Origin of the sequence: Aminobacterium sp. UBA4987, from assembly GCF_002396985.1 — a bacterium.
Lineage (GTDB): Bacteria > Synergistota > Synergistia > Synergistales > Aminobacteriaceae > Aminobacterium > Aminobacterium colombiense.
Genome location: NZ_DGZF01000009.1, coordinates 488,045 through 508,657, shown reverse-complemented (window position 1 = coordinate 508,657; position 20,613 = coordinate 488,045). Strand labels below are relative to the sequence as shown.

The following is a 20,613-nucleotide window of genomic DNA, read 5'->3' as shown; positions in this document are numbered from 1 at the left end:
AGAATGATCACTCCCATATCTAAGGAAGAACTGGTTCTTCGGTTAGTACCCCTTCTGCCTTGCGCAAACGCACAATAGCAAAAGCGTAATCCTTAACAGCCGCCGAGTACTCACGCCGCGCCTGGGTCAATGACGCCCTGGCATCCAAAACATCCAACTGGATACCCACCCCTTCTCTGTAACCAACCTCTGCAAGACGCAGTGTTTCTTCAGCAAGCTTCAGATTTAACTTGGCTTCCTCTAAAACTTGTGCAGCTGTTTTAAGGTCAAGATAGACGCTGCTCACTTCAGATCGAATACTTTCTTCTTTCTTTTCTACGTTCCTCATGGTTTGCTCTCTCAGAGCTTTCTGCTGTACGATCCGTCCATGGGTAAGGCCGCTATCCATAACAGGAATATCTACAGTGAGGCGAACCTGCCATGTGTCGCCGCTCTCATAGTAGGCCTGTTCCGGGTCATCATACCGATAAGATCCCGAAACAGACGCGGAGGGCTTTAATCCGCTCTGGGCAATTCTTATCTGCTGATCCTGAACATCTACCTGCAATTTTGCCCGCTGGTAGTCTGGGCGGTAGGCGAGAGCCTTTTTCAACGACTCTTCAGGCTGCCCAGCAACAGGCGCGTAAGAAAGATTTCCTTCAATTGTATAGGATGTATCGAGTTTAACATTTAGCAATTCAAGAAGGTTGATCTTCGCTACTTCAAGGTTGTTACGGGCCCGGATCAGGGCCGTTCTACTTTCTGCCTGTTGCTTTTCCGCCCTCGTTATTTCTAAGCCTGTCGCTAGTCCCAAAACATGTTTTTTCTTGACTTCATCCAGATATTTTTCGGCAAAAGCAAAGGCATCTTCAGCTGTTTTTACATTCTCTTTCTCAAGAAGAACTGCATAGAAGCGGTTATATACGTTAAGGGCAACCTGTTCAGCTATTTCAACATAATAGTACTCTGCCTGCTGTATTTCTATTGATGCCTGCTGCTTTCCTGCCCTAATCTTTCCGCCCTGATAGAGGGGCTGGGTCAAAGTTAAAGCAGCGCCAAAAATATTTTCTTCATCATTGCCTGCCAGGTCAGGTTTTTCACGGCGGGTATAACCTGCTCCCAGATTAAGGGATGGAAGGCCTCCAGCCCTGGCTTCTGTCAGTTTGCCTTTCGCACGGACAAGTTCCTGCTGGGCAGAGAGGATGTCAAGGTTCTGCTCTTTGGCCACAGAAAGAGCTTTCTCTAATGTCAATACTATGTCTTCGCTTGCAGCCGCCCATAAGGAGCCGCCTATAAACAGCAACACCATACTTATTATAATTATTTTCTGTATGCGTCTCATTTTTCCCCTCCACTCAAATTCGTGCCAGGTTCTTTTATCTGTACGGCAGATGTTTTTTCTTTAAAAACACTCATGGCTACCTGAGCCGCTTTTTCTTTAACGTCTCCCAGAATGACATAGACCGCAGGAATAACGAACAACGTTAAAAATGTCGATGTGAGCATTCCCCCAATAACCGCAGTAGACATTGGCTGGCGTATTTCTCCTCCTTCACTCAGTCCGAGAGCTATAGGCACAGCCGCAATGGAGGTAGAAAGAGCTGTCATAAGGATGGGACGGAGACGAAGGGGGGCCGCTTCCTGCATAGCTGTTCTGCGGTCACACCCTGAGGCTTTCCGCTGGTTGGCGAAGTCGACAAGAATGATAGCGTTATTCACAACAATGCCAACAAGAAGAATGATCCCCATCATACTCATCATGTCTAGTTCTATACCGGTAAGAAGCAGAATGCCAAAGACCCCTGTGGTGGCAAGAGGCAATGAAAACATAACCATAAAAGGGTACATAAAGGATTCAAATTGTACCGCCATAACCATGTAAACCAGTATAATGGCAATGGCGAGAGCCATAAAGAGTTCTTTAAAATTACTCTTCATGTGCTTGGACATTCCTGTGGGAACAATTCTTATGCTACCATCGGTGGGCGCATATTTCCTAAAGGTTCCCATAACGAGAGTCATTCCTTCTCCTGATGATATTCCCGCGGTATTGGCGCTGATAGTAAGAGAACGCTGTCTATCATAACGTTTAACAAGGGTTGGACCTCGCCCCTCTTCAACTTTAATGAGCCCTGGAGCTTTAATGAGGTTTTTGTTGCCATCTTTAAAGGCGATGTTTTGAATATCCTGTATGTTCCGTCGGTACCCCTCTTCCGCTTTTAAACGAATATCGTAACGATAGCCGCCATCTTTGAATATTCCAGCCTTCACGCCACCAAAGTAGGCCTGTATTTCCTGGGAAAGATCCCGTATGTTCACATTCAATTCATCAGCAAGTCCCCTGTTTATCCCGACGTTTATACGGGGACTGTCAAGCCTTACGTCTGTGGATATGTCAGTAAGTCTTTTATCCTGCTCAAGATCTTTTTTAACTTTCTGAGCCACTCTGTCAAGCTGTTCTGTATCTTGCCCTACAAGAGTAAGGGTAATATCTGAACTCCACGTTCCGTAGGTAAGTTCTACGTCCTTATAGTTGGAGAATTGTTTTCTCATTTTACCCATAATTTCTGTAGATGTAGCGCGCTGGCTTCGGGGAATTAACGTAACGGCCAGTTTCCCCTTATTCACTTCCTGACCAATGCCAGAACCAATGGTTCCGTAAGTATAGGCCACCTCAGCGTGGTCTCGGACAGCGACACCCAGTTCAGACATGAATTTTCTGCTTTCCGCAAGAGAGGCTCCCGCAGGAAGTTCAAAGTTGATAGAAAAGCTTCCCCTATCTTCGCTGGGGAAAAAGCCTGTTCCCAAGAATCCAGCAATAAAAATTCCCAGGGCAAATATCCCTGCAGCAGCTCCTAACACAATGAATCGGTGCTTTAAAGAAAAAGCCAGCCCTTTTTTATAGGCTTCTTCAAGGCGCACTAAAAATGCTTCTATTTTGAGGGCTATTTTGCCAGGATGATCTTTCCGCAGAATACGAGAGCAAAGGAAAGGTGTAAGAGTCAAGGAAAGAACAAGAGAAATCACGATGGTCATAACCACTGTAATTCCAAAAGCATAGAAGAATCGTCCGATAATGCCTCCCATAGACGCTATCGGTGCGAAAACACAAATTGTTGTAGCCGCACCAGCTAAAACAGAAAATCCAACTTCGCTGGTTCCTTCAGAAGCTGCCTGGATAGGCAATTTCCCGTTTTCAAGATGACGGTGAATATTTTCCAGAACAACAGTAGTGGCGTCTACAACCATACCCACAGCCAAAGACAGTCCCATCATGCTCAAGTTATTGATAGTAATCCCGAGTGCTCTAAGGACAATGAGGCTTCCAAGCAAACACACAGGGATGGTTACTACAGTTACAAAAGTAGCGCGTATGGTACGCAAAAAGAAAAGCATAATCAGCGAGCAGAGCCCTATGCCTATGAGGGTGTCACTTAAAACACCAGCCATGGATTTGCGAATAAATCCTGACGTATCATCCAACATTTCTATTTTTACGCCCTCTGGAACCAACTTGTTAAGGGAGTCTAGCTCTCTATACACACCATCCGCTAAAAAAATCTCATTTGCTCCTCGTTGTTTTCGAATTTCAAGCAAAATAACCGGTTCCCCATTATAAGTGGCGATAGAGCGAAGATCTTCGTAACCGTCCTCTACTCTCGCCACATCTCGAAGGCGGATAACAGCGCCATTCCTGGAAACAATGGGAAGTTCCTCCAATTCTTGAACAGAAGCATATTCCCCTTCAAGACGAATGCTGAGTTCTCTGCGTTCAGACTCAAGACGCCCCGCGGGAAGTTCAACGTGTTTATCTTTAATGGCATCTTTTATATCTTTAACCGTAAGATTGCGGGATTCTAAAAGAGCTGGGTCAAGCCATACTCTGACCTCGCGCTCTCGAAGGCCTATGGTTTCAACGCTGCCCACCCCATCTACAGTCTGAAGGTGTTCTTTCATCACTTTATCAGCAAAATGAGACTGTATCTTGTAGGGCGCCGTTCCCATTACACCTAAAGTTATGACTGGACTATCACCAGCGTTGAACTTCTGAACTATGGGCGTTTCGGCCTCTGTCGGCAAATCTGATATGGCGAGATTCACCTTATCGCGAACGTCAGCGGCCGCAGCGTCAATGTTCCGGCCCAGCTCAAATTCGACTATAACGAGAGAGCGGCCTTCGTAGCTGTTTGATCGGATATTTTCAATGCCGGAGATGGTGTTCAGTTTTTCCTCGAGAACGTCAGTTATGTCGTTATCTATAACTGTAGGGCTTGCCCCCACCATTGTTGTTGAAACAGCAACAACTGGGAAGTCCACGTCTGGAATTCGTTCCATTCCCATATTTCTCATAGCCAGGATTCCAAAGAAAATAAGAGCAAAGGTTCCTATTAAAACTGTAACTGGCCTGCGTAAAGAGATATCTGTAACCTTCATAGTGTTCCTCCTTCAACCGAAGCGAGTAGACCGCGCAAAACAAAAGATGCAACATCCCTGGCCACTTCTTCCTTTGATATATCAATATCGCCCAGAGCTATCTGACGGGAAATTCCTGAGAAAAGAGAATTGACCATGGCTTCTGCCAAATTCGGATCTATGGGCCTGAATTCTCCATTATTAACGCCCTGAGAGATTACTTTATGTATAACTTCCCTCACATTTTGGTAGGGGTGGGACCGTGGATCAAATTTTCGCCGAAGTTCACCATCCTCATGAAAGGCCAGTATCATAGCCGATATTATTTTCTTATTTCTAATCAGCTCTACAATGACAGTTTCAACAATGGCTGATAAGGTGTCTTTCATAGTGGAGAACTTTTTTCTCTGAACTATAGTAATAACTTGCTCATTTATAGGTTCAATATTTTTCTCCATAACCACCATCATAAGTTCGCGCTTATTTTTAAAATAGTTGTAAACCGTTCCCTTAGCTATGCCAGCCTCAGAGGCCACTCGATCCATGGTAGTACCAGTCCAGCCATACTGCTCTATGACAGAACGGGCCGCTTTATATACGGTTTCTCTCATTAGTTCACTGATAACTTCTTTTTTCTTTGATTGAATTCGGGACATATAAACCCTCCCTGCCCGTTGACTAGCAATCCATTAATATGACTAATTAGTCATATTACGACAAAAAGTATTATAAAGGGGGTTTTTGCCACAGTCAAGGAAGGATTTCATGGATTCCATTGAACAGGAACAGTATTACTTCCAATAATCGCGAAAAATGGAACGCCATGATCGTTTCCTATCAATTTAATCTTTTAAAATTTCATTTTTTTGTGTAGAATGGATGTTCAATATAAAATTAATATAAAAAAAGAAGAGGAATGTTAAAAGACTAAATGATGGGAATTAACAAACAATCAATTGACGCTAAATACCGTAGCGAGTTTGATTTTTTTCTGTGGCAGAAGAACATTAATCATATTTTTATTTTTTGCTGCTTAGGCCTTGTCCTTATTTTTGCTGATACAATCCATGTCTATAAGGTCGGATCCGATCGATACTTGCCACTGTATGGTGCTCTTTATTGCGTGGTGTTCTTTATTTTCCCTTTTATTGCATTTCTGAATAAAAGAAGATATATAGAAAGACCCCCCTATTCTCCACGCATTGAATTTTTATTCCTTTTGGATATCCTTATTTTTTCTGCATCTCTAAGTTTGACAAACCAGTTCTATACTGAAGCTATTTCTGAATACCTAATCATACTCTTTTGTGCAGCTTCTTTTTTCTACGTACCTCTCCCTACCATATTGAGTGTTTTACTAATTGCTCATGGTTTTTTTGTCGGTACTCTTTTTTACGTGCAAAGCAATACTTCAGTTATACAAAACCACATCTTAATTTCGACAGGTGCGGTTGTGATAGCCTTCATAGTGTCGAGAATCAGTTTTCAATTAAAAACAAGGACTTTCCTAGACGGAAAGATCATAGAGGAACAACTTGAGACATTAAAGGACCTTTCTATAAGGGACAGCATGACAGGGCTTTATAACCATAAACACATATGTCAGCGTCTCGAAGAAGAAATACGAAGGGCATTTCGCTACGATTCTCCCCTATCCGTAGGAATATTCGATCTGGACGGGTTCAAAAACGTAAATGATACATTTGGACATCAGGAAGGAGACGTGGTTATTTTGCGGGTTGCCCAAACCATGATATTAACCTTTAGGAATACAGACATTCTTGGTCGATACGGTGGGGATGAATTTCTGGTTATCCTCCCTGAGACAAATTTGGAATCTGCCGTAACGTGTAGCGAGCGTTTTCGGAAAAACTTGCTGGAACGTCTTCAAGGAACACGAAACGATCTTTTATCCATAAGCGGAGGCATAGCCACTCTTAAAAAAGATGATTCGGCGCAAAGTCTCATCCAACGAGCAGACACGCTGCTCTATGAAGCCAAAAAGCTGGGGAAAAATACAATAGTGTGGTAATAAGACATAAAAAAAGCTGCCTCAATGGGCAGCTTTTAATATTCATGGCGGAGAAGGTGAGATTCGAAAAGATTCTATAAAGCCTTGCAATTACTCGCTTTATAAATTTATATTTTTCTTCTGTGTCCGGTTTAGTGTACGGTTAGTTCGAAGTAACTACTTTTTGAAGCGTTCTCTTTTGGCGCACTCTTTAGAGCTTATTTGAAAATAATACCCCTCTAGGAGTAAAGAGACAAGGCCCATCCCCCTTATTTGGCAGAATAGGCCTCAAATCTGGTTATGTTTTAACGAACTTACTATAAAGGATAATTGATGCCTCTTTAAAAAGTTATGGTGTTTAAATCGCATTTTGAGAGGTCATTTCTTCTCCCAAGGCCAATGATTTTTTGTCCGCTTAAATATAACGCACCCTACGGCTGCTAAGACGAGAATTCCTGCTAAAACGTTCATATTCATTTTATCACCTCCTAATTTCCTGCTACATACCCAATCCCAAGGGCGAGCAGGAGATAGATAGTATTTTTTGTCTGAGAGACTTGTATTTCTTTCTTCCAGGCTCTCCTTTCCACTTCCATTTGCTCCTTTAAAAGTTTCAATTCTTCTTTTGCGCTCTTTTGATAGCTGAGGATTTCAGATCTCAGATCACCGTACGCATTCTTCCAGGCTTCCGATTGCCCCTTATATGTCTTTAGCGCTGCAAGGGTATCTCGTCCGTCAGCCTCGGAGCCGAAGTACCCTGGCTCAGGAGCCGTCCAGCCCTTCGGGACATATTCCCACGCGAAACTCGGCGAGCTCATCATTGAGACCACGAGCGATATCATCAGGAGGCAAAATACTAATTTCTTTAATTGTTTTCTCACGAATCACCCTCACCTCTTTCTTAGTTGCCGCTTCAAGATCATTTATTCTCTTCTCTAGGGCTTCAATTTCTCTCTGAATTTTCCCAGCTTGGTGATCTGTATGCTGTACCACCTCTGAGACTGAAGGAGCCTTAAACGCTGAGTAAGTAAGCCATACAGCCCCAAACGTTATGAGAATGGCCATAGCAATAAGGATTACATTCAACTGCTTGTTGGAAAACATGCCCTCACTCCCTTGCCTTCTTTGTGGCTTCGTAGCTTGATGATGCATAATAGGCTGCCAGGGTAATTCCTCCGAACCACTTCAAGAGTTCTGCTGTATTAGGCGGCACGTCAACACCTTGAACTCTGCATGCAATCAAAACTCCTCCTACCAGCACCGCAGCATAAACCGCTAAAGGCTTTCTCAAAGGCCTTGACCCTATCCAGTTCAACATGGAATCACTTCCTTAGAGCCGGCAAGAATGAATGCGACAGCCAGCCGAATATTCCACCTATCAACCCTGCCGCAGCGATCCATGCCTTTAAACCTGCGTACATAAGTTCTAGTTCGCTGACTCTTCCATGCAAACCAGCTTGATTTGCAGCAAGGGCAGATATTTGTCTATCGCGATCTTTCAGCTGCTCCTCCATACGAATTGTTCTATCTCTAATTTCGAGGAGGAGTTTGCCTACATCTTCCGTCATGGTTTATCCTCTCCATTGACGCAAATGCCCGTCTTTTGATTTGTGTACATCTACGTGTATACGCCCACTATAAAGGCCTAGCCCTCCAAGCTCCGTAAGTATCCCTTCGCGATATGCCCGGAGAACCTTCGCATGGAAAACGCTATTAGAATATTTAGTCTGGCGAATATCTGCGGCTACGCCTTGCGTATGCCAGCTATTTGGAACCCCGCCCACTTTTTTGTTATGCGTAGGGCAGCGGTAGCCGGAATTGATGAAGATTGGACTTTCTACTAAGGAGCGGATTTTTTCTAAAAGGCTCAAAAGTTCTTGTTTGATGACGCATCTATTGCAGCCACAACGGCATGCAAGTTCGGATCTGCTAAAGTGCTCTGAAAGCATGTGTCTCCCTCCTTTCTAGGCATTAAAAAAGCCGCCCGAAGGCGGCGTCTTGACAGAATCATTATATTTTGTAAAAAGTCTTGACACACCTTGTGTCAAGGAAGTTTACAGAAAACGTGAGGATGTCAAGAGCTCCATAGGGATGGAAGCTTTTCATAACACCATCCCCAGCGTCACACCGACTAACCCGCCGGCGACGGTAGCAACAAAATCCAACCATTCCGGCGTGCCGTGGCCATAGTAGTCATAGATTTCCTTGCCAATGCCCAAGAGTGCGGAGAACGCAAGGGCTATCGTTGTATTAAAAGTTGCAACGTATACAACGATAGAGGCTATTGCACCCGCTATAAAGTGTTTAATTTTGTCCTGTTGTATCTGCAAGTTGCTCCCTCACTTCCTGTGGCAAGTCCTCTGCCTCTATTTGCCCCTGCTCTATCTTGTGGCGCAATAGTTCCATAAAAATCTCATTCATACCTACACCTCCGTCAGTTCCCAGCTTGCGACTACGCCTCTTAATAGTCATTAGCGGTCTCAAGGGTTCGTCAAACTCAAACACACCATAAGCCAAGTCACCAGCAGTCAAACTTGCGCTGGTAAAACTCAGTCCATCACCCGCTATAACAGCATCAGTAATTGGTGTTTCGGAGCCGTACTTGTACAGTTCCTTGACAGCGGTAATTGCCTTGGTCAGCGTGAATTTATCGGTGTAGACCGCAATATCGGGATACCAAGGTTCGTATGTCACAGTACCTTCAGATAAGGCTAAGAACTGCCCATTTGTATCAACCTCTGTGTCGTAAGGCTCTGCTATTGCCACTCCGTCAGAGTCAACGTTGTGCGTGTGGTAATATTTCCCGCCATCGTAGGCTAAGACATCTTTTAATGTGGCATTGGAGTACATCGGCGTTGTTTCAAAATACATCCTGCCCGTCTCGGCTTCGGCTGAATCCTTGGAGACAAGGCAACCGACACCGCCAAAGGTTTTTTTGCCCTCAAAGTAAACCGGAATTAAATCATCAAGTTGTGCTGTGGTTAATGATTCAAGCCCATATGCAGTTAAATCTATTAATTTGATTTGTGTGAAGGATACGTTAATCGCGTGTAACTGATTGTACGCAGACAAATACATACGGCTATTACCATCTGCATGTTCTGTCTGGGCGGTTGCAATTACTGACAATGTTAATTCTGTGCCATCTGGATACGCTGTAGCCCCGAGTAGAAATGTTGTAAAATTATATTTAGAACTAGAACCACCAAATCGCATTATAGAAAATTTTGTAGCTTCGCTGTTATTAAACCCGCTGTTTAATCTGATTTTGGCACAAACGAGATACTTATGTCCGGCAACCACATTAGATAGTGCGGCAGCAGAGATTGAGAATAACGTGGCAGCGTTCGCGCTTTTAGTAGCCCATCCATCTACTATAGTATCGTACCCTGTCCAACCAGCAAAAGTATCTCCATTAATAACTAAATTCTCCACCGTCACCCCATCAATACCGACAGTCCCCACGCCCCTGAGCAGGTGTGTACTGACCCCAGAACTCAGTAATATCAGTTCATTTCTCATCTAGTCCACCAGAAGCAGTTTTATTTTCCGCTCCGCCGACTGGTTGACCGGCGTTGTTGATGTGCCTGAGCGAATTTTGAAATACCGCATAGCTGTGAGTGGTAAGGCATTTGAGCTTAGGGTTATAGTTCGTTCAGCATTTGCCAGGATTGTGATTTCTATGCCATTATCATCATAAAGTGGGTAAAATGTTCCACTAGGCTTCTCAGCTTCTGTGAACGTTAAATCCGCTGCGTCCCATTCCTCTGGCATATAGATTCGTGCCAACCTCAATCCCCAACCGAAAACTGCTGATGTTTCCGATGTCCCTGCCGGAATTGTACACTCTATCTCTTGAACTCCATAAATGATATCTGCCATGTCATTTCCTCCTTCTTACCACTCTATGAGCGCGAGATCATCAGCGCTTGAAGCCCCGTCTACTGCCGCACAGAGGGTCGCCTCCTTGACGTAGAGACTCTCCTTGTAGTCCATGAACCCCTCACAGAGGAGTATAAAATCACTCGCTGTAAGGGTGACCCACCCTTCCATGGTCTTCCACTGTTTGGAGTATTCTGGGTCCCCCTTCGCCTCCATGTAGGCGGCGAAGACGTTGAACTGGGACTCCCGATCCGAGTGGAAGGTGTGGCCGCCATAGGCGTACCCGCCCGTCTCCTGGGCCCACCTGGCGTGGGCGATCTCCGCCCTCTTGGCCGCCTTGAGCTCGGAGAGGGGCGTGGGGGGCGGGGGCGTGTAGGGTGAGATGGGGAAGGTTCCCATCCTCTCCCGCACGAAGAGGCTTGCCGCCTCACCGTCGTTTGCACTGTAAGTGAAGGGGATCTCGCCATCGCTCGTAACGAGGGTGAGGTCGATGAGCTCCCCCACCCCATCAAGATATCTCGCATTCTTTATTTCTAAAAATTCCATAGAGCCACCTCCTAGGCTATGCGGACGAAGAGTCCAGAATAGTTGTGTGTTTTTCCTTCTTTGGATTCCTGCTTCAAGACAGACCCACCACTAATGTTTTTCCAGGTACCAGTTAATGTAGTACCCGTTAATACAAGGTTGGGTGATGAATAATCAAACGCCGTACGCATTAATTTAGAACCAGCTATCGTGGATCCGTTTGCGACAGTGACAGCTGGGGATGATGCCATATTAAACGCTGTAACCCACACCCCAACAGGGAGGGAGCTTGAAGAGGGGATTGGAGCATAGGCGTGGGAGTGTGAAGTGTTTGCCTTCCCATCCAGCGCCGTCTGCAAGTCTGCCTGATCTGCCAGTGTTCCTGAGATGCTGCCCCATACGGGATCTGTAATATTAAGCAACTCGCCAGGTATCTTGCCCGTAGCATCCAGGCCTGCGTAGCCATTCGCGACGTTTTTTTCCCCTTTCTGCTGAAGCAACTCTGGATTGATTGAATCTGCATAAGACTTGGCTGCCATTTCGGAATTCTTAGCATTTACTTCAGACAATAGAGCATTATCTTCAGACAATAGAGCATTATCTTCAGAAGCTTTAGCATTGGTCTCACTAGTTTTAGCGTTTGCCTCGCTTACTTCGGCGGCCTGTTCAGAAGCCTTGGCAGCCAACTCCGCCGTTTTCGCGTTATTCTCACTTGCAAGAGCATTGCCCTCGCTCACCTTTGCCGCCTGTTCAGAGGCCAGGCCCTCGCCTGCACTTATTGAGGAGGCATTCTCTGAAGCCTTGGCTGCCATTTCGGAATTCTTAGCATTTACTTCAGACAATAGAGCATTATCTTCAGAAGCTTTAGCAGCTGTTTCAGATGCCCCGGCCGCCGTAGCAGCAGATTGTGCGGCACTAGAAGCCGTTAATATTTCTGCTAATAACGTGTCCCCTGGCTCAACCGAGTCAATAGGATATTGAACAGCTCTCCCAGTGGTTTCATTTACTTGTTGCAAAATCATTACGAGCCTGTCTATCGCAGTTTCGATCGTCTCTGGGTACAGGTTCGCCTGATTTGACAGGTCTAAAAATTGCTGGTTTATAGGCAAGCGTCGAACCAGAGTGATCTTCCACCCTACAGGGAGTGGGTCTGGAACAACAGGAGGCTCTGCCCCTGGTTCATAGCCAGGGTAAAGGACCCTGCTGGTGTCTACGTCAACCCAGTACCCCCCTGTTAAAAGGGAAATGACCCCTGCTGGATCGGTAAGGTAGACTTGTATCAGGCTACTGTCTGGTTTGCCTGCTTTTATGGGCAATTCAAATTCGTATGGCCACTCCGTTGTAAGGCCGTTCCCCGCATAGACGTGCTTGTTGTAGTCTTTAGATACGGTCACTAGATTCGCACCTCCTTCTCAAAAGTTAAGGGGCCCGAAGGCCCCTATTTTTTACGCTTCCTTATAAAGAGCTGAGAAATATCCCAGTCGCTCTCTTCGCCCAGCATGTAGAGCAAAAGCTGTCCTATGGTGATCTTCGCTTGGTAGATCGGGAACTGTCCCCAATAGCCTATGACGTCAAGGGCAGGGCTGATAATATCTTCCCAGTCGTCGCCTCCCATGGCCTGTGTCGCTTGGATAATCAAACTCCCAACGCTTTCGATCGCCCTTACCGCCGGGGAGAACGAATACCCATATTGGGGCTTTGCCACATAGGCGGCCAGGTCTCTAACCCCTACAACTGCCTGGAAGGGGTACATTGCGATCGTGCCTACCAGCCATTCCCCCCAATCATCATCATCGTCGGGGCCTCTGCCTGTCGCCAATTGCCCTAGCACCGCAGGGACAGCCACGAGCCAGAGGAAGGAGGCTGCGAGCTTTGGAAGACCCTTAAGCCCCTCAGCCCTTGTCATCCCAAGCCGCGAGGCGAAGAGGTTATAAAGCACTGAAAAATAGTTATAGAACATGGTTGACAGCTTCATCAGTTCACCGCCGCGCATAATGCTCGGCAGATCCTTGGCGTTCGATGCCGGCTGAGTTTGGCGTATTACAGAATCAGCGTAATAGATGGCCGTTTTTTCGTTTCCTGTCTCCTGGAGTTTCATATCATACGCCTCAAGCCATATGGGTATGACAGCAGCAGCATCCATAAGCCCATGTGTATAGAACATCATGGCAATGACCTTGCCCTTCTTCCCCTTGCCTGTATGGTTTCTGATAGTATCTCGGATATCGCGGTCGAAGGTCGTCATGCGAGTGCGAACCTCAGGAGACTTGGAATAGACGAAATCAACTTTTTTCTTCCATTGCAGCGGGTTCTTGTAAAAATCCTGTAATGCGTTGAGCATGTGCGCCGTCCCTATGCGCTCGGCGGCTCCGAATACAGACATGAACTGCATGATTGACGTCGTGATTTTAAGGCCAAGCACCCCAACGGTAACCCCCTTACGCCCCCTGCGGAGGAGTTTTTCCCAGGGGCCTATGGGCGAATACGAACCACTGGCAATATGCTGCACCCACGGCTTGAATTCCCGCCACATTTCAGGCCCGGCCTTTGATATTGACTCTGAGACCCTCTCGTCATTGAGAAGCAAGGTAACATCCCGTACTGCTCTCCTGTGCGTGAGATCATGAATGACTTCGCTCACGTGTTCCGAAATCACGTTTAGATGAAGATCTACAGGCCGGCTCACATTCTCAAGCCGCGTCTTTGTGAACCCATGCTGTGTCTGGGCACGGTAGATCTGGCAACCCATGAAGTTGTCGAGCTTTTTTTTCTCATCAAACTCCCAGGCCTTTATGTTCTGCCGCGGGTCGTATTTGATGGGGAAATACCCGCCGCTCATCCTAATGCCTGACGGCGTAGTAAAAGGAAGAGCCGAAACCTTTTTGGGCTCGATGCCTGTCATTTCTTTATCAAGCTTTGCGATAGCGGGCCAAAATGAATCAAGGAAATCCCACACACTTTGCACGAACGCCCAGTCGGAATCTGTTAGTTCGGCAAGGAGTCCTTCCACTTGCGCCTCCGTCCATCCCTTACTTTGTAAGATACGATCTCTGTTCCCCTCGTTGCCCCAGTTAAGTGCGATGGACAGGAGGTTTTCCTTTGACAACTTCCAGTCTATAGACGGGTAGTACTTCTCCTTGTGGGAGTGGGACCCCTTGACGTCGAGCATGCCAAATATTTCCTTCACGGCCTCCTGAGCTGCCTCTGTCATTACTGTTTCATCGTTCTGCGCGTCAACAAAGGGCTTGAAGAACAGCTCCCAGACAGGGCCACAGTCCTTGTTTCCGTCGAGCTTCCTTATAAGAGTCTCCATGCGAGTATGTGCAGCGTGGGCACTCCTGAGTCCTGACATGACCTTGTCGGCCATGTGCTCGTTCTCCCCTACAATGTCATGAGGATTTTTAGTGTTCTCGCCAACGGTCTTGACGATAAGGTCTACCGCAGCTTCTAAATCGCGGACTCGCGAATTGGCCAAGAGCTTATTCTTTAGATTGCCCAAGTGATTTATGTTCTTTACAGAGTCTTTGAGATCCCGAAGCTCGCTCAGTGTCAGCGTTTTAGCGTGTCTCTTCCCCGCTAGAGCAATAATACGATCAGGGACCACTACGATATTTCCTGCGTCTTCCTGCTCTTTCTTCCACTGCATGAAGCTCTGTACTTCGGCTTCTGCCTTCTTTTTCCGGCTGCCGAAGTAGAGTCCGTCGAGAAGAGTGTGGATTTGCTGCGTATAGTCGTTATCAACCCCATAGCCCCGCTTGAACTTCTTCTTGCTCATGCGCTTCAAATATCGCTCTATAACAGGGATTTCTTGCAACGCCTTTGACGATTCCGAAACGAGAGCTGCATTGAGTATCTGAATATCTTTTTGACGGGTTGCCTCTTCAAAATCGTTAGCCTTGAGAGCCCTCTCTATAGCTCTCTGAGCCTTCTTCTCAGCTGCCATATACATTGCTGGTTTGATGTCGTAAACAGGCTTCTCAGAAATCACCTTTCCAGCAATCTCTTTGGCGGCTTGGGCTCGGCTTTTAGCTATGGCCCTTGCGTCTTTTCTCCACCGCTCCCTCGCTTCTGTTACCTGCTTCACAGCCTCTCTCATCTGCCGCTTAATGTCCCGGGCCCTCGCCTTTGCTTCTTCAGAACCTTCTTTGAAAGCAAGGCGCGACACCCGCTGCGCAAGACCCCAGGCCTCTTTCATTGACGCCATTGCGGTAGGCGAAGTGACAGCTGCGTTTATAGCCTCTTCCACCGAGACCTGTTCCCATCTCAGAGAGCTTTTGACCTTCTCCTGACTCTTTGGCTTCTTCGCGGTTTCCCCGCTCATCTCTTTTGCTGCCTTGATGGTCTCCTTAAGAATTGAATCAGCTTCGGCAATATAGTCTATCTCATTCTGCAGATCCACCATCTGGGCACGGATGTCGTCCGACCTGTCCGTCTCAAAGGCCGCCATCGCCTCTTTCAAGGCTTTATTCAGGCTCCGCTTCCGCTTCCTGAGATATTTCAATGATTCGTCGTTGCCTAAAATCCACACCAGCCATGGCAGGGACTCGTCATTAACAGCCACGTCAACGTCTTTTGCTGAGGTGTCTTCTCCCATATCCTTGGCCCAGTCGGGCATCTCGCTTTCTTTCACTTCGCCCTTTAGCTTCTGAGCGATGTCTTCTCTCTCTATGGCCAGGGCTTCAAGGCGATCATCGTTTCTGAGAGCTCCGGCCGCCTCGCCTTCAGATAGCGCCGCTTCTCTTTCCATCATAATATCTACTTGTTGCTTTACCACTTCGTTGATGGGAGGAAGTGTCGATAGATCTCTCACCATCTCATCGCCAGAACCATAGCCAAAACGGACAGCAAGATCATCCATTTGCCACGTGGACTGCTTAGAAAGGACCCCCAGGGGCTTTAAATTTTGGTCCACAAATTCCTTGCCGTACACTTCTATGGCCTCGGCCTCATTAATCTTGATTCCGCCCTTGTTCGCAGCCCTTTTCATCGAATTGAGAGTGCTGTATCCTCTTGACTCCTCAAGCTCGGTTTTTATCTGCTCGGTCAGTTCAAGTCGGCGCTTCTTGAGATCTTTTGCAGAAGGGACTTTCCCCACGTCTTCAACGGCCTTCCCGTTCGCCATTGCATGCCTTGCCAGGCTCTCAAGCGTCGTTTCCGTTGCCGTTTCGTACCCAGCCATATTTCGAGCGATTTCTATATCTTCATCGGTAGCAAGCAAACGGTTGAAGATATCCTTCGCTTCGTCTGATAACGCTATGTCCTCCCCAGCCTCCTGAGACAATCCCACAATATCCTTATAAATACTCACAAGCCATGACCGGAAGTTCCTGAATACCCGCCTCAGCCCCTCAGAAGGAGCTTCCCCGTTCATCAGGTACGCTTCGAAGGTCCGGGCGAACTTCTCATGGGCCGCAACCCGCTGTTCTCTCGTCAGGGTTACCCAATCCTCAACGCCGAGCCAATCCTGGACGGCTTTCAGGTCCTCTGCTGCCTTCTCATTCTCAAGAGCCAGGCTACGAAGGTCTTCCAGGAAGACATGCCCTGTCTCGTGAAGAAGAGTCGACCTGTCGGAGGTCTCGAAGAGCCTGATTACAGTCTCTCTGGAGCTGAAGGACGTGGAGCCGCGTGGTGAAAATCTATCATCTCTCTGGTAGCGGATATCTGCTGTTTCCAAGTTAAATCGTTCGGAGAGCGGGATAGGATTGCCGCTATCATCGTAGGTTACAGCGTCGGCTGATTTTATAGCAGTGCGGTCTTTGATAACTATAGTATCGGCGATTGGCAGGTCTTTTTCTGCTGTGGCCCCTCCTTCGCGAATGTTCTTAGCTACCAAAACCTCTGCGTTGCCAATTTTCCTCTCCGGAGATTCATTCCCGGGCCTCCAAAGCGCGCCGCCATAATCGTGATATATAGGGGTGCCAATCTTTAGATAGAACCTGCGATATTCGTCTCCCGCCTCGCTTCTTTCAATAATTACCGATTCTGCGGTGGCGACTTCTGGGAACCAATCGGCCAAATTTTGCCTAGTCCTGTCGCTATATTCATCCTCTTCCTGCAACCAGTTCCAACCCAGGTGCCAGTCCTCTGTCTCGAAAGGCTCAATAAGTATGCTCTCGAAGGTGTTTTTAGAGATAACTTGCTTATCGCCATTGATTGAAATAACATACATGCCTTCCTCAGCGAATCTATGAGCGACCTCAGGGTCACTGCTAAAGAAGGACATGCCGTTGTCAAACACATTAAAAACTTTCCCCGTTCTTGAACCATGCCAACCCTCAACAATATACCCCGCCTTTCTTGCCGCCTCGTCCACCATCCGCTGGGCCGACTCCATATCCCCGGCCTCGACAGCGGAAAGGTAGTCAGCATCAAGCGCGGCCATAGAGTTGCGAGCTTTGCCTTGGTAAAAGGTATTCAAAACCTCAATCGCCTCATCGTCAAAGATGACGTAATTGTATGCCCCTTCGCCCTTAGCCCTCGACGTGCTGTCAAGGTACTTGATGCCCTTGATGCCAATAGAGTTAAGGTACTTAGACGCAGCTTCTTTGCGGGCATCACTGCTATCATCGTCCTTTATCTTGTAGCCCAGCCCTTCAGCCACAAAGGGTGCCTGAAGCTCCTTATAAATCCATGACCCAGTAGATGCCTCGCTAGCCCCTTGGTTGATGTAATCTTTCAAGGCACTCTTAACGTGTTCGCTCTGTTCGCTTAACGGCTTATCCCAATCAAGAAGAACGTTGTCACTTGGTATGTCAACTTCGTAAAGTTGGCCTTGAGTGGGTGTTTTATCTTTATATTTTAATATCTCCTTTACAAGTTTATCTGAAATAACTTGCGGCATATTATGGGCATCTCTGTAAAAAACATTGCTGAACTCGGCAGATATATCTGCTAAGTCAAGGTTTCTATCTGCATAAACATAAAGCTCATCTTCAAATAGATTTGCTAAGCCCTCATTAGACATTGCCCACGAAAGGTATTTATCAGATACTTGTTTTGAGACAAGATTATGTCTATACCACTCAGCTATACCTTTATCACCCGCAAAATACAGCCCCCACCCGTAGGCTTGCATCCCCTCGCCCGTACCAATGTGTTCTAGGGTGAACCTGTCGAAACGATGCGGGCTGCCATGAAAAGCTGATTGGTAGTAAGGCTGCCCCCCCGAATCCTTGACACCGGCGAGCATCTGGCGTATTGTGAGATACTTACCTGGAGAGGCATCTCGTTTCCCGCTAAATGCGCGCCCTTCAACGGGGTTGCTGGCCTCTTCGGGGAGAGAGTTGTCCCACAGCGGCGAGCCTTCTCGGCTCGGGGGCAACTCTTGCTTTTCTCCAATGATGTCGTAAAGCTCTACCCCGTCAACAGTAATATCCCCGTTTCCCATCTCGAAAGCCACAAGACGCAGAGTTGCCACCCCCGTGTTGTCCTTCACTGGCACGTAGAACCTGTGGACATTTTTCACTTTGGGCTTTTGTTGCTTCTTCTGGTTTGGAAAACTCTCAATAAGAACAGTGTTTGCCAAAACTCTTTCTAAGGCTGCTAGAGCTTTGTTCCTCTTTGCATTTCTCCTGCTTCTTTTGTCACTCGACCAGAAAACATGCCTGGGGTCCTTCCGGTAGAGGTGCGCATCAAGAACTTTACCGTCCTTCCCAGTGGAAATCTTCAGGGGAGCACCCTTCCACTGCTCCACGAACGCCTTGCTGCCCGATCCAGAGATCCTCACTGGGGCCACATCAGTCAGGTCCACCACGGGAACTTCCATGTCCAAATCCACATCCGGATTCAATGGCTGATGATACCCTACTCTGCCAGCCTCTTCTGTCTGACTTATCTGAAGGCCTATCCTGTCGTACCACTCCCTGGGATTGATCCCATACCGGCCAAGGATAGCCTTCGCTCGTGCCTTGAAAAGAGATGCATTGCCCTCTGCCACATCTGCAGCTACCCCCGCCGATAAGGCTTGCGTCATGAATGAGCTTTTGACATACTCAAGGTCAGCTTCCAGCGCCTCGTCCTCGGCTATCAGCTGTTCAGCTTTTTCGAGAGCCCTGCGTTCAATCTCTTTTTGCTCGGCCATGAACACCGAGGCTTCTCTCATTGTCATTCCTTCCGGGGTGAAAGTAACATCATCAAGAAGTGCATCGCCAGCTTCTGTTCCTGCTATTTTCACGGCATACTCGCTCGTAGGAACGGCAAGCCTGCCCTCTGTGGCCAAGGCCATTGTGACATCAGATTCCTCAACGCCTAGCTCTTTTGCCACTTCCATTGGGTCTACCCCAGCCTCTTGGAAGTATTGGAAAAAATGTTCAGCGTCAATGTACGTCGTCTCGACAGGCCCATTTTGGGTGAGCATTTCTACGTGTCGACGTGCAGCGTCAGGCAATCTTACCTTCGTCTTCGATTCTTTCGCTGCACCAGAAATCTCTAAGAAAACCTGTTTTTCTATCTTGGCTCTTTCTACGTTATGTAGGTCTGCAGCAAGCCCCATCCCGGGACCTACCATCTGCGAAAGGGAAAAACTCCACGCTGACGATATAGCTTCTTCTCCAAAAGCCTTAACATACTCTGCAGGATGGGCAATCTCTACACCGGTCGCCCCTTCTCCTTCAGCAATGTATTTTGCAAGCTCTCTGCCGAACATGGCAGTTACTTCCTGAAGGCCCTCCTGCGTTGACTCTAAGGCCAGCCCCGTTGCATAATTTTTAAGGAAAGATACAAATACTTTCCGTGCGGTCGGAGTCGCCAAGATGGCTTTTATCCCAGCTCTGCCAGACATCTCACCAAGCCCTGGAATAAATCGAGTAAAATACTCCATGGGGAAAAACTCTCCCAGGCCCGCTGCTCCGCCAAAAAGGTCCGAAATAAAGTTTATAGTTTCCTTATCAAGATATGAGCTAATGGGAACCCCTTTTTCGTCTTCCAAGCTCATAATCTCTCGATAGAGCATTTCTGTTTCAAGTCTCATCATATATTCGGCGCTTTTCTTTGTTGCCGTAGCCTTGGTCATAAAACCGAGAATTCCAGGCACTGTGGAAAGAACCCCTTTAGCTCCAAGCATTACTCCTGGAGCAATGGCCATCGGGTTAACTGTGCCTATTCCTAAAGCTACTAATGCGCTTGCTGCGGCCAGGGTGGGCAATAATTCTTTAGCTGTTTCCGACCATGGAATAAAGCTATGCCCTGCTTGTTGCCCCAACCCAGACATCGGATCTCCGCCTGATGCCTTTGACATCTTCGCTAGCAGATATTCAAATCTTTCCTGCTCGTTCACGCTCAGTCCGGATGTTCTTTCTTTCTTGCTGAGTTTTGCCCATTCGTCCATGTCAATGCTACTCATAAAACCTCTTCCAACTGCCTTGCCCGCTTTGGTAAAAATATTTTCTGTCTTCTTTAAATTCTCAATATCGTCTTTTGAAACAACCATATTCTGGTACATACTGAGGTAATCACATGTAACAGGATAATTCTCGCTCAAATCACCAAAGTCTGGCTGCGCAATATTCGCCTCGGCTTGTTTCCTGTTTTCTTCTCCCCTCTGAACCATCCACAGTGGCCAATGGTTTTTCTCTGCCAACGTAGCGTCTTTTGCATAAGAGTCTGGGTCGACTTTCGTGCTCTCGGCCCAAGCCCCGCGCAAAGATTCTGTCCGTATTTGTCTTTGTTCTTCGGGAGTGAAGGGGACAAAGGTTCTCTTTTTAGGCGCTTCTGCCGCATCGATCCCCTGTGAGGGGATCAGAGTCATTCTTTCTTTATTCTTTTGTTCTTCCTGTTCTTCAGGAGAAAAAGGGACGAAGGTCATC

At 47.1% G+C, this 20,613-nt stretch carries 14 protein-coding genes; 2 read left to right on the top strand and 12 right to left on the bottom strand.

Going from position 1 to position 20,613, the window contains the following annotated elements; genetic code table 11:
* Positions 1–19: 19 nt before the first annotated feature.
* From B2U56_RS06670 to B2U56_RS06660, 3 genes are read right to left on the bottom strand one after another with little or no spacing between them, the layout of a single operon-like run.
* A complete protein-coding gene (locus B2U56_RS06670; RefSeq protein ID WP_286952896.1) occupies positions 20–1,321 on the bottom strand; it encodes a TolC family protein in 1,302 nt (433 codons plus the stop codon).
* The gene (locus tag B2U56_RS06665; RefSeq protein ID WP_286952895.1) at positions 1,318–4,413 is read right to left on the bottom strand and encodes an efflux RND transporter permease subunit; all 3,096 of its coding nucleotides are present in this window, start codon (positions 4,411–4,413) and stop codon (positions 1,318–1,320) included. Before B2U56_RS06665 ends, B2U56_RS06670 begins: the two co-directional genes overlap by 4 nt.
* Positions 4,410–5,048 carry a TetR/AcrR family transcriptional regulator gene (locus tag B2U56_RS06660; RefSeq protein ID WP_286952894.1) on the bottom strand — a complete coding sequence of 213 codons (639 nt, stop codon included), beginning with the start codon at positions 5,046–5,048 and terminating at the stop codon, positions 4,410–4,412. Before B2U56_RS06660 ends, B2U56_RS06665 begins: the two co-directional genes overlap by 4 nt.
* Positions 5,049–5,845: 797 nt before the next feature.
* Between B2U56_RS06660 and B2U56_RS06655 the strand changes: the two genes are divergently transcribed.
* A complete protein-coding gene (locus B2U56_RS06655) occupies positions 5,846–6,424 on the top strand; it encodes a GGDEF domain-containing protein (RefSeq protein WP_286952893.1) in 579 nt (192 codons plus the stop codon).
* A gap of 741 nt (positions 6,425–7,165) precedes the next feature.
* On the opposite strand, the gene B2U56_RS06650 is transcribed toward B2U56_RS06655, so the two are convergent.
* Genes B2U56_RS06650 through B2U56_RS06635 form a run of 4 tightly spaced genes read right to left on the bottom strand, consistent with a single transcriptional unit; the run spans position 7,166 to position 8,352 of the window.
* Positions 7,166–7,507 carry a hypothetical protein gene (locus tag B2U56_RS06650; protein WP_286952892.1) on the bottom strand — a complete coding sequence of 114 codons (342 nt, stop codon included), beginning with the start codon at positions 7,505–7,507 and terminating at the stop codon, positions 7,166–7,168.
* 4 nt (positions 7,508–7,511) lie between these two features.
* Entirely contained in the window at positions 7,512–7,721 is a 210-nt protein-coding gene (locus B2U56_RS06645) for a hypothetical protein (RefSeq protein WP_286677102.1), read from the bottom strand.
* Positions 7,722–7,725: 4 nt separating this feature from the next.
* On the bottom strand, positions 7,726–7,971 hold the full coding sequence (locus tag B2U56_RS06640; protein ID WP_286952891.1) for a hypothetical protein: 246 nt from the start codon (positions 7,969–7,971) through the stop codon (positions 7,726–7,728).
* 3 nt (positions 7,972–7,974) lie between these two features.
* Positions 7,975–8,352 (bottom strand): YcbK family protein, encoded by a 378-nt coding sequence (locus B2U56_RS06635; RefSeq protein ID WP_286952890.1) that lies wholly within the window; start codon positions 8,350–8,352, stop codon positions 7,975–7,977.
* 49 nt (positions 8,353–8,401) lie between these two features.
* Here B2U56_RS06635 and B2U56_RS06630 point away from each other — a divergent pair, with 49 nt between their 5' ends.
* Positions 8,402–8,593: a hypothetical protein gene (locus tag B2U56_RS06630; RefSeq protein ID WP_286952889.1), complete on the top strand. Its 192-nt coding sequence runs from the start codon at positions 8,402–8,404 to the stop codon at positions 8,591–8,593.
* 114 nt (positions 8,594–8,707) lie between these two features.
* Here the strand turns inward: B2U56_RS06630 and B2U56_RS06625 are convergent, their stop codons facing one another.
* Genes B2U56_RS06625 through B2U56_RS06605 form a run of 5 tightly spaced genes read right to left on the bottom strand, consistent with a single transcriptional unit; the run spans position 8,708 to position 20,612 of the window.
* On the bottom strand, positions 8,708–9,925 hold the full coding sequence (locus B2U56_RS06625) for a hypothetical protein (protein ID WP_286952888.1): 1,218 nt from the start codon (positions 9,923–9,925) through the stop codon (positions 8,708–8,710).
* The gene (locus B2U56_RS06620; RefSeq protein WP_286952887.1) at positions 9,926–10,285 is read right to left on the bottom strand and encodes a hypothetical protein; all 360 of its coding nucleotides are present in this window, start codon (positions 10,283–10,285) and stop codon (positions 9,926–9,928) included.
* A gap of 15 nt (positions 10,286–10,300) precedes the next feature.
* Positions 10,301–10,831, bottom strand: a complete 531-nt coding sequence (locus B2U56_RS06615; protein WP_286952886.1) for a DUF4376 domain-containing protein — start codon at positions 10,829–10,831, stop codon at positions 10,301–10,303.
* Between the two features lie 11 nt (positions 10,832–10,842).
* Positions 10,843–12,204: a hypothetical protein gene (locus B2U56_RS06610; protein ID WP_286952885.1), complete on the bottom strand. Its 1,362-nt coding sequence runs from the start codon at positions 12,202–12,204 to the stop codon at positions 10,843–10,845.
* 44 nt (positions 12,205–12,248) lie between these two features.
* Positions 12,249–20,612 carry a hypothetical protein gene (locus tag B2U56_RS06605; protein WP_286952884.1) on the bottom strand — a complete coding sequence of 2,788 codons (8,364 nt, stop codon included), beginning with the start codon at positions 20,610–20,612 and terminating at the stop codon, positions 12,249–12,251.
* Position 20,613: the final 1 nt, after the last annotated feature.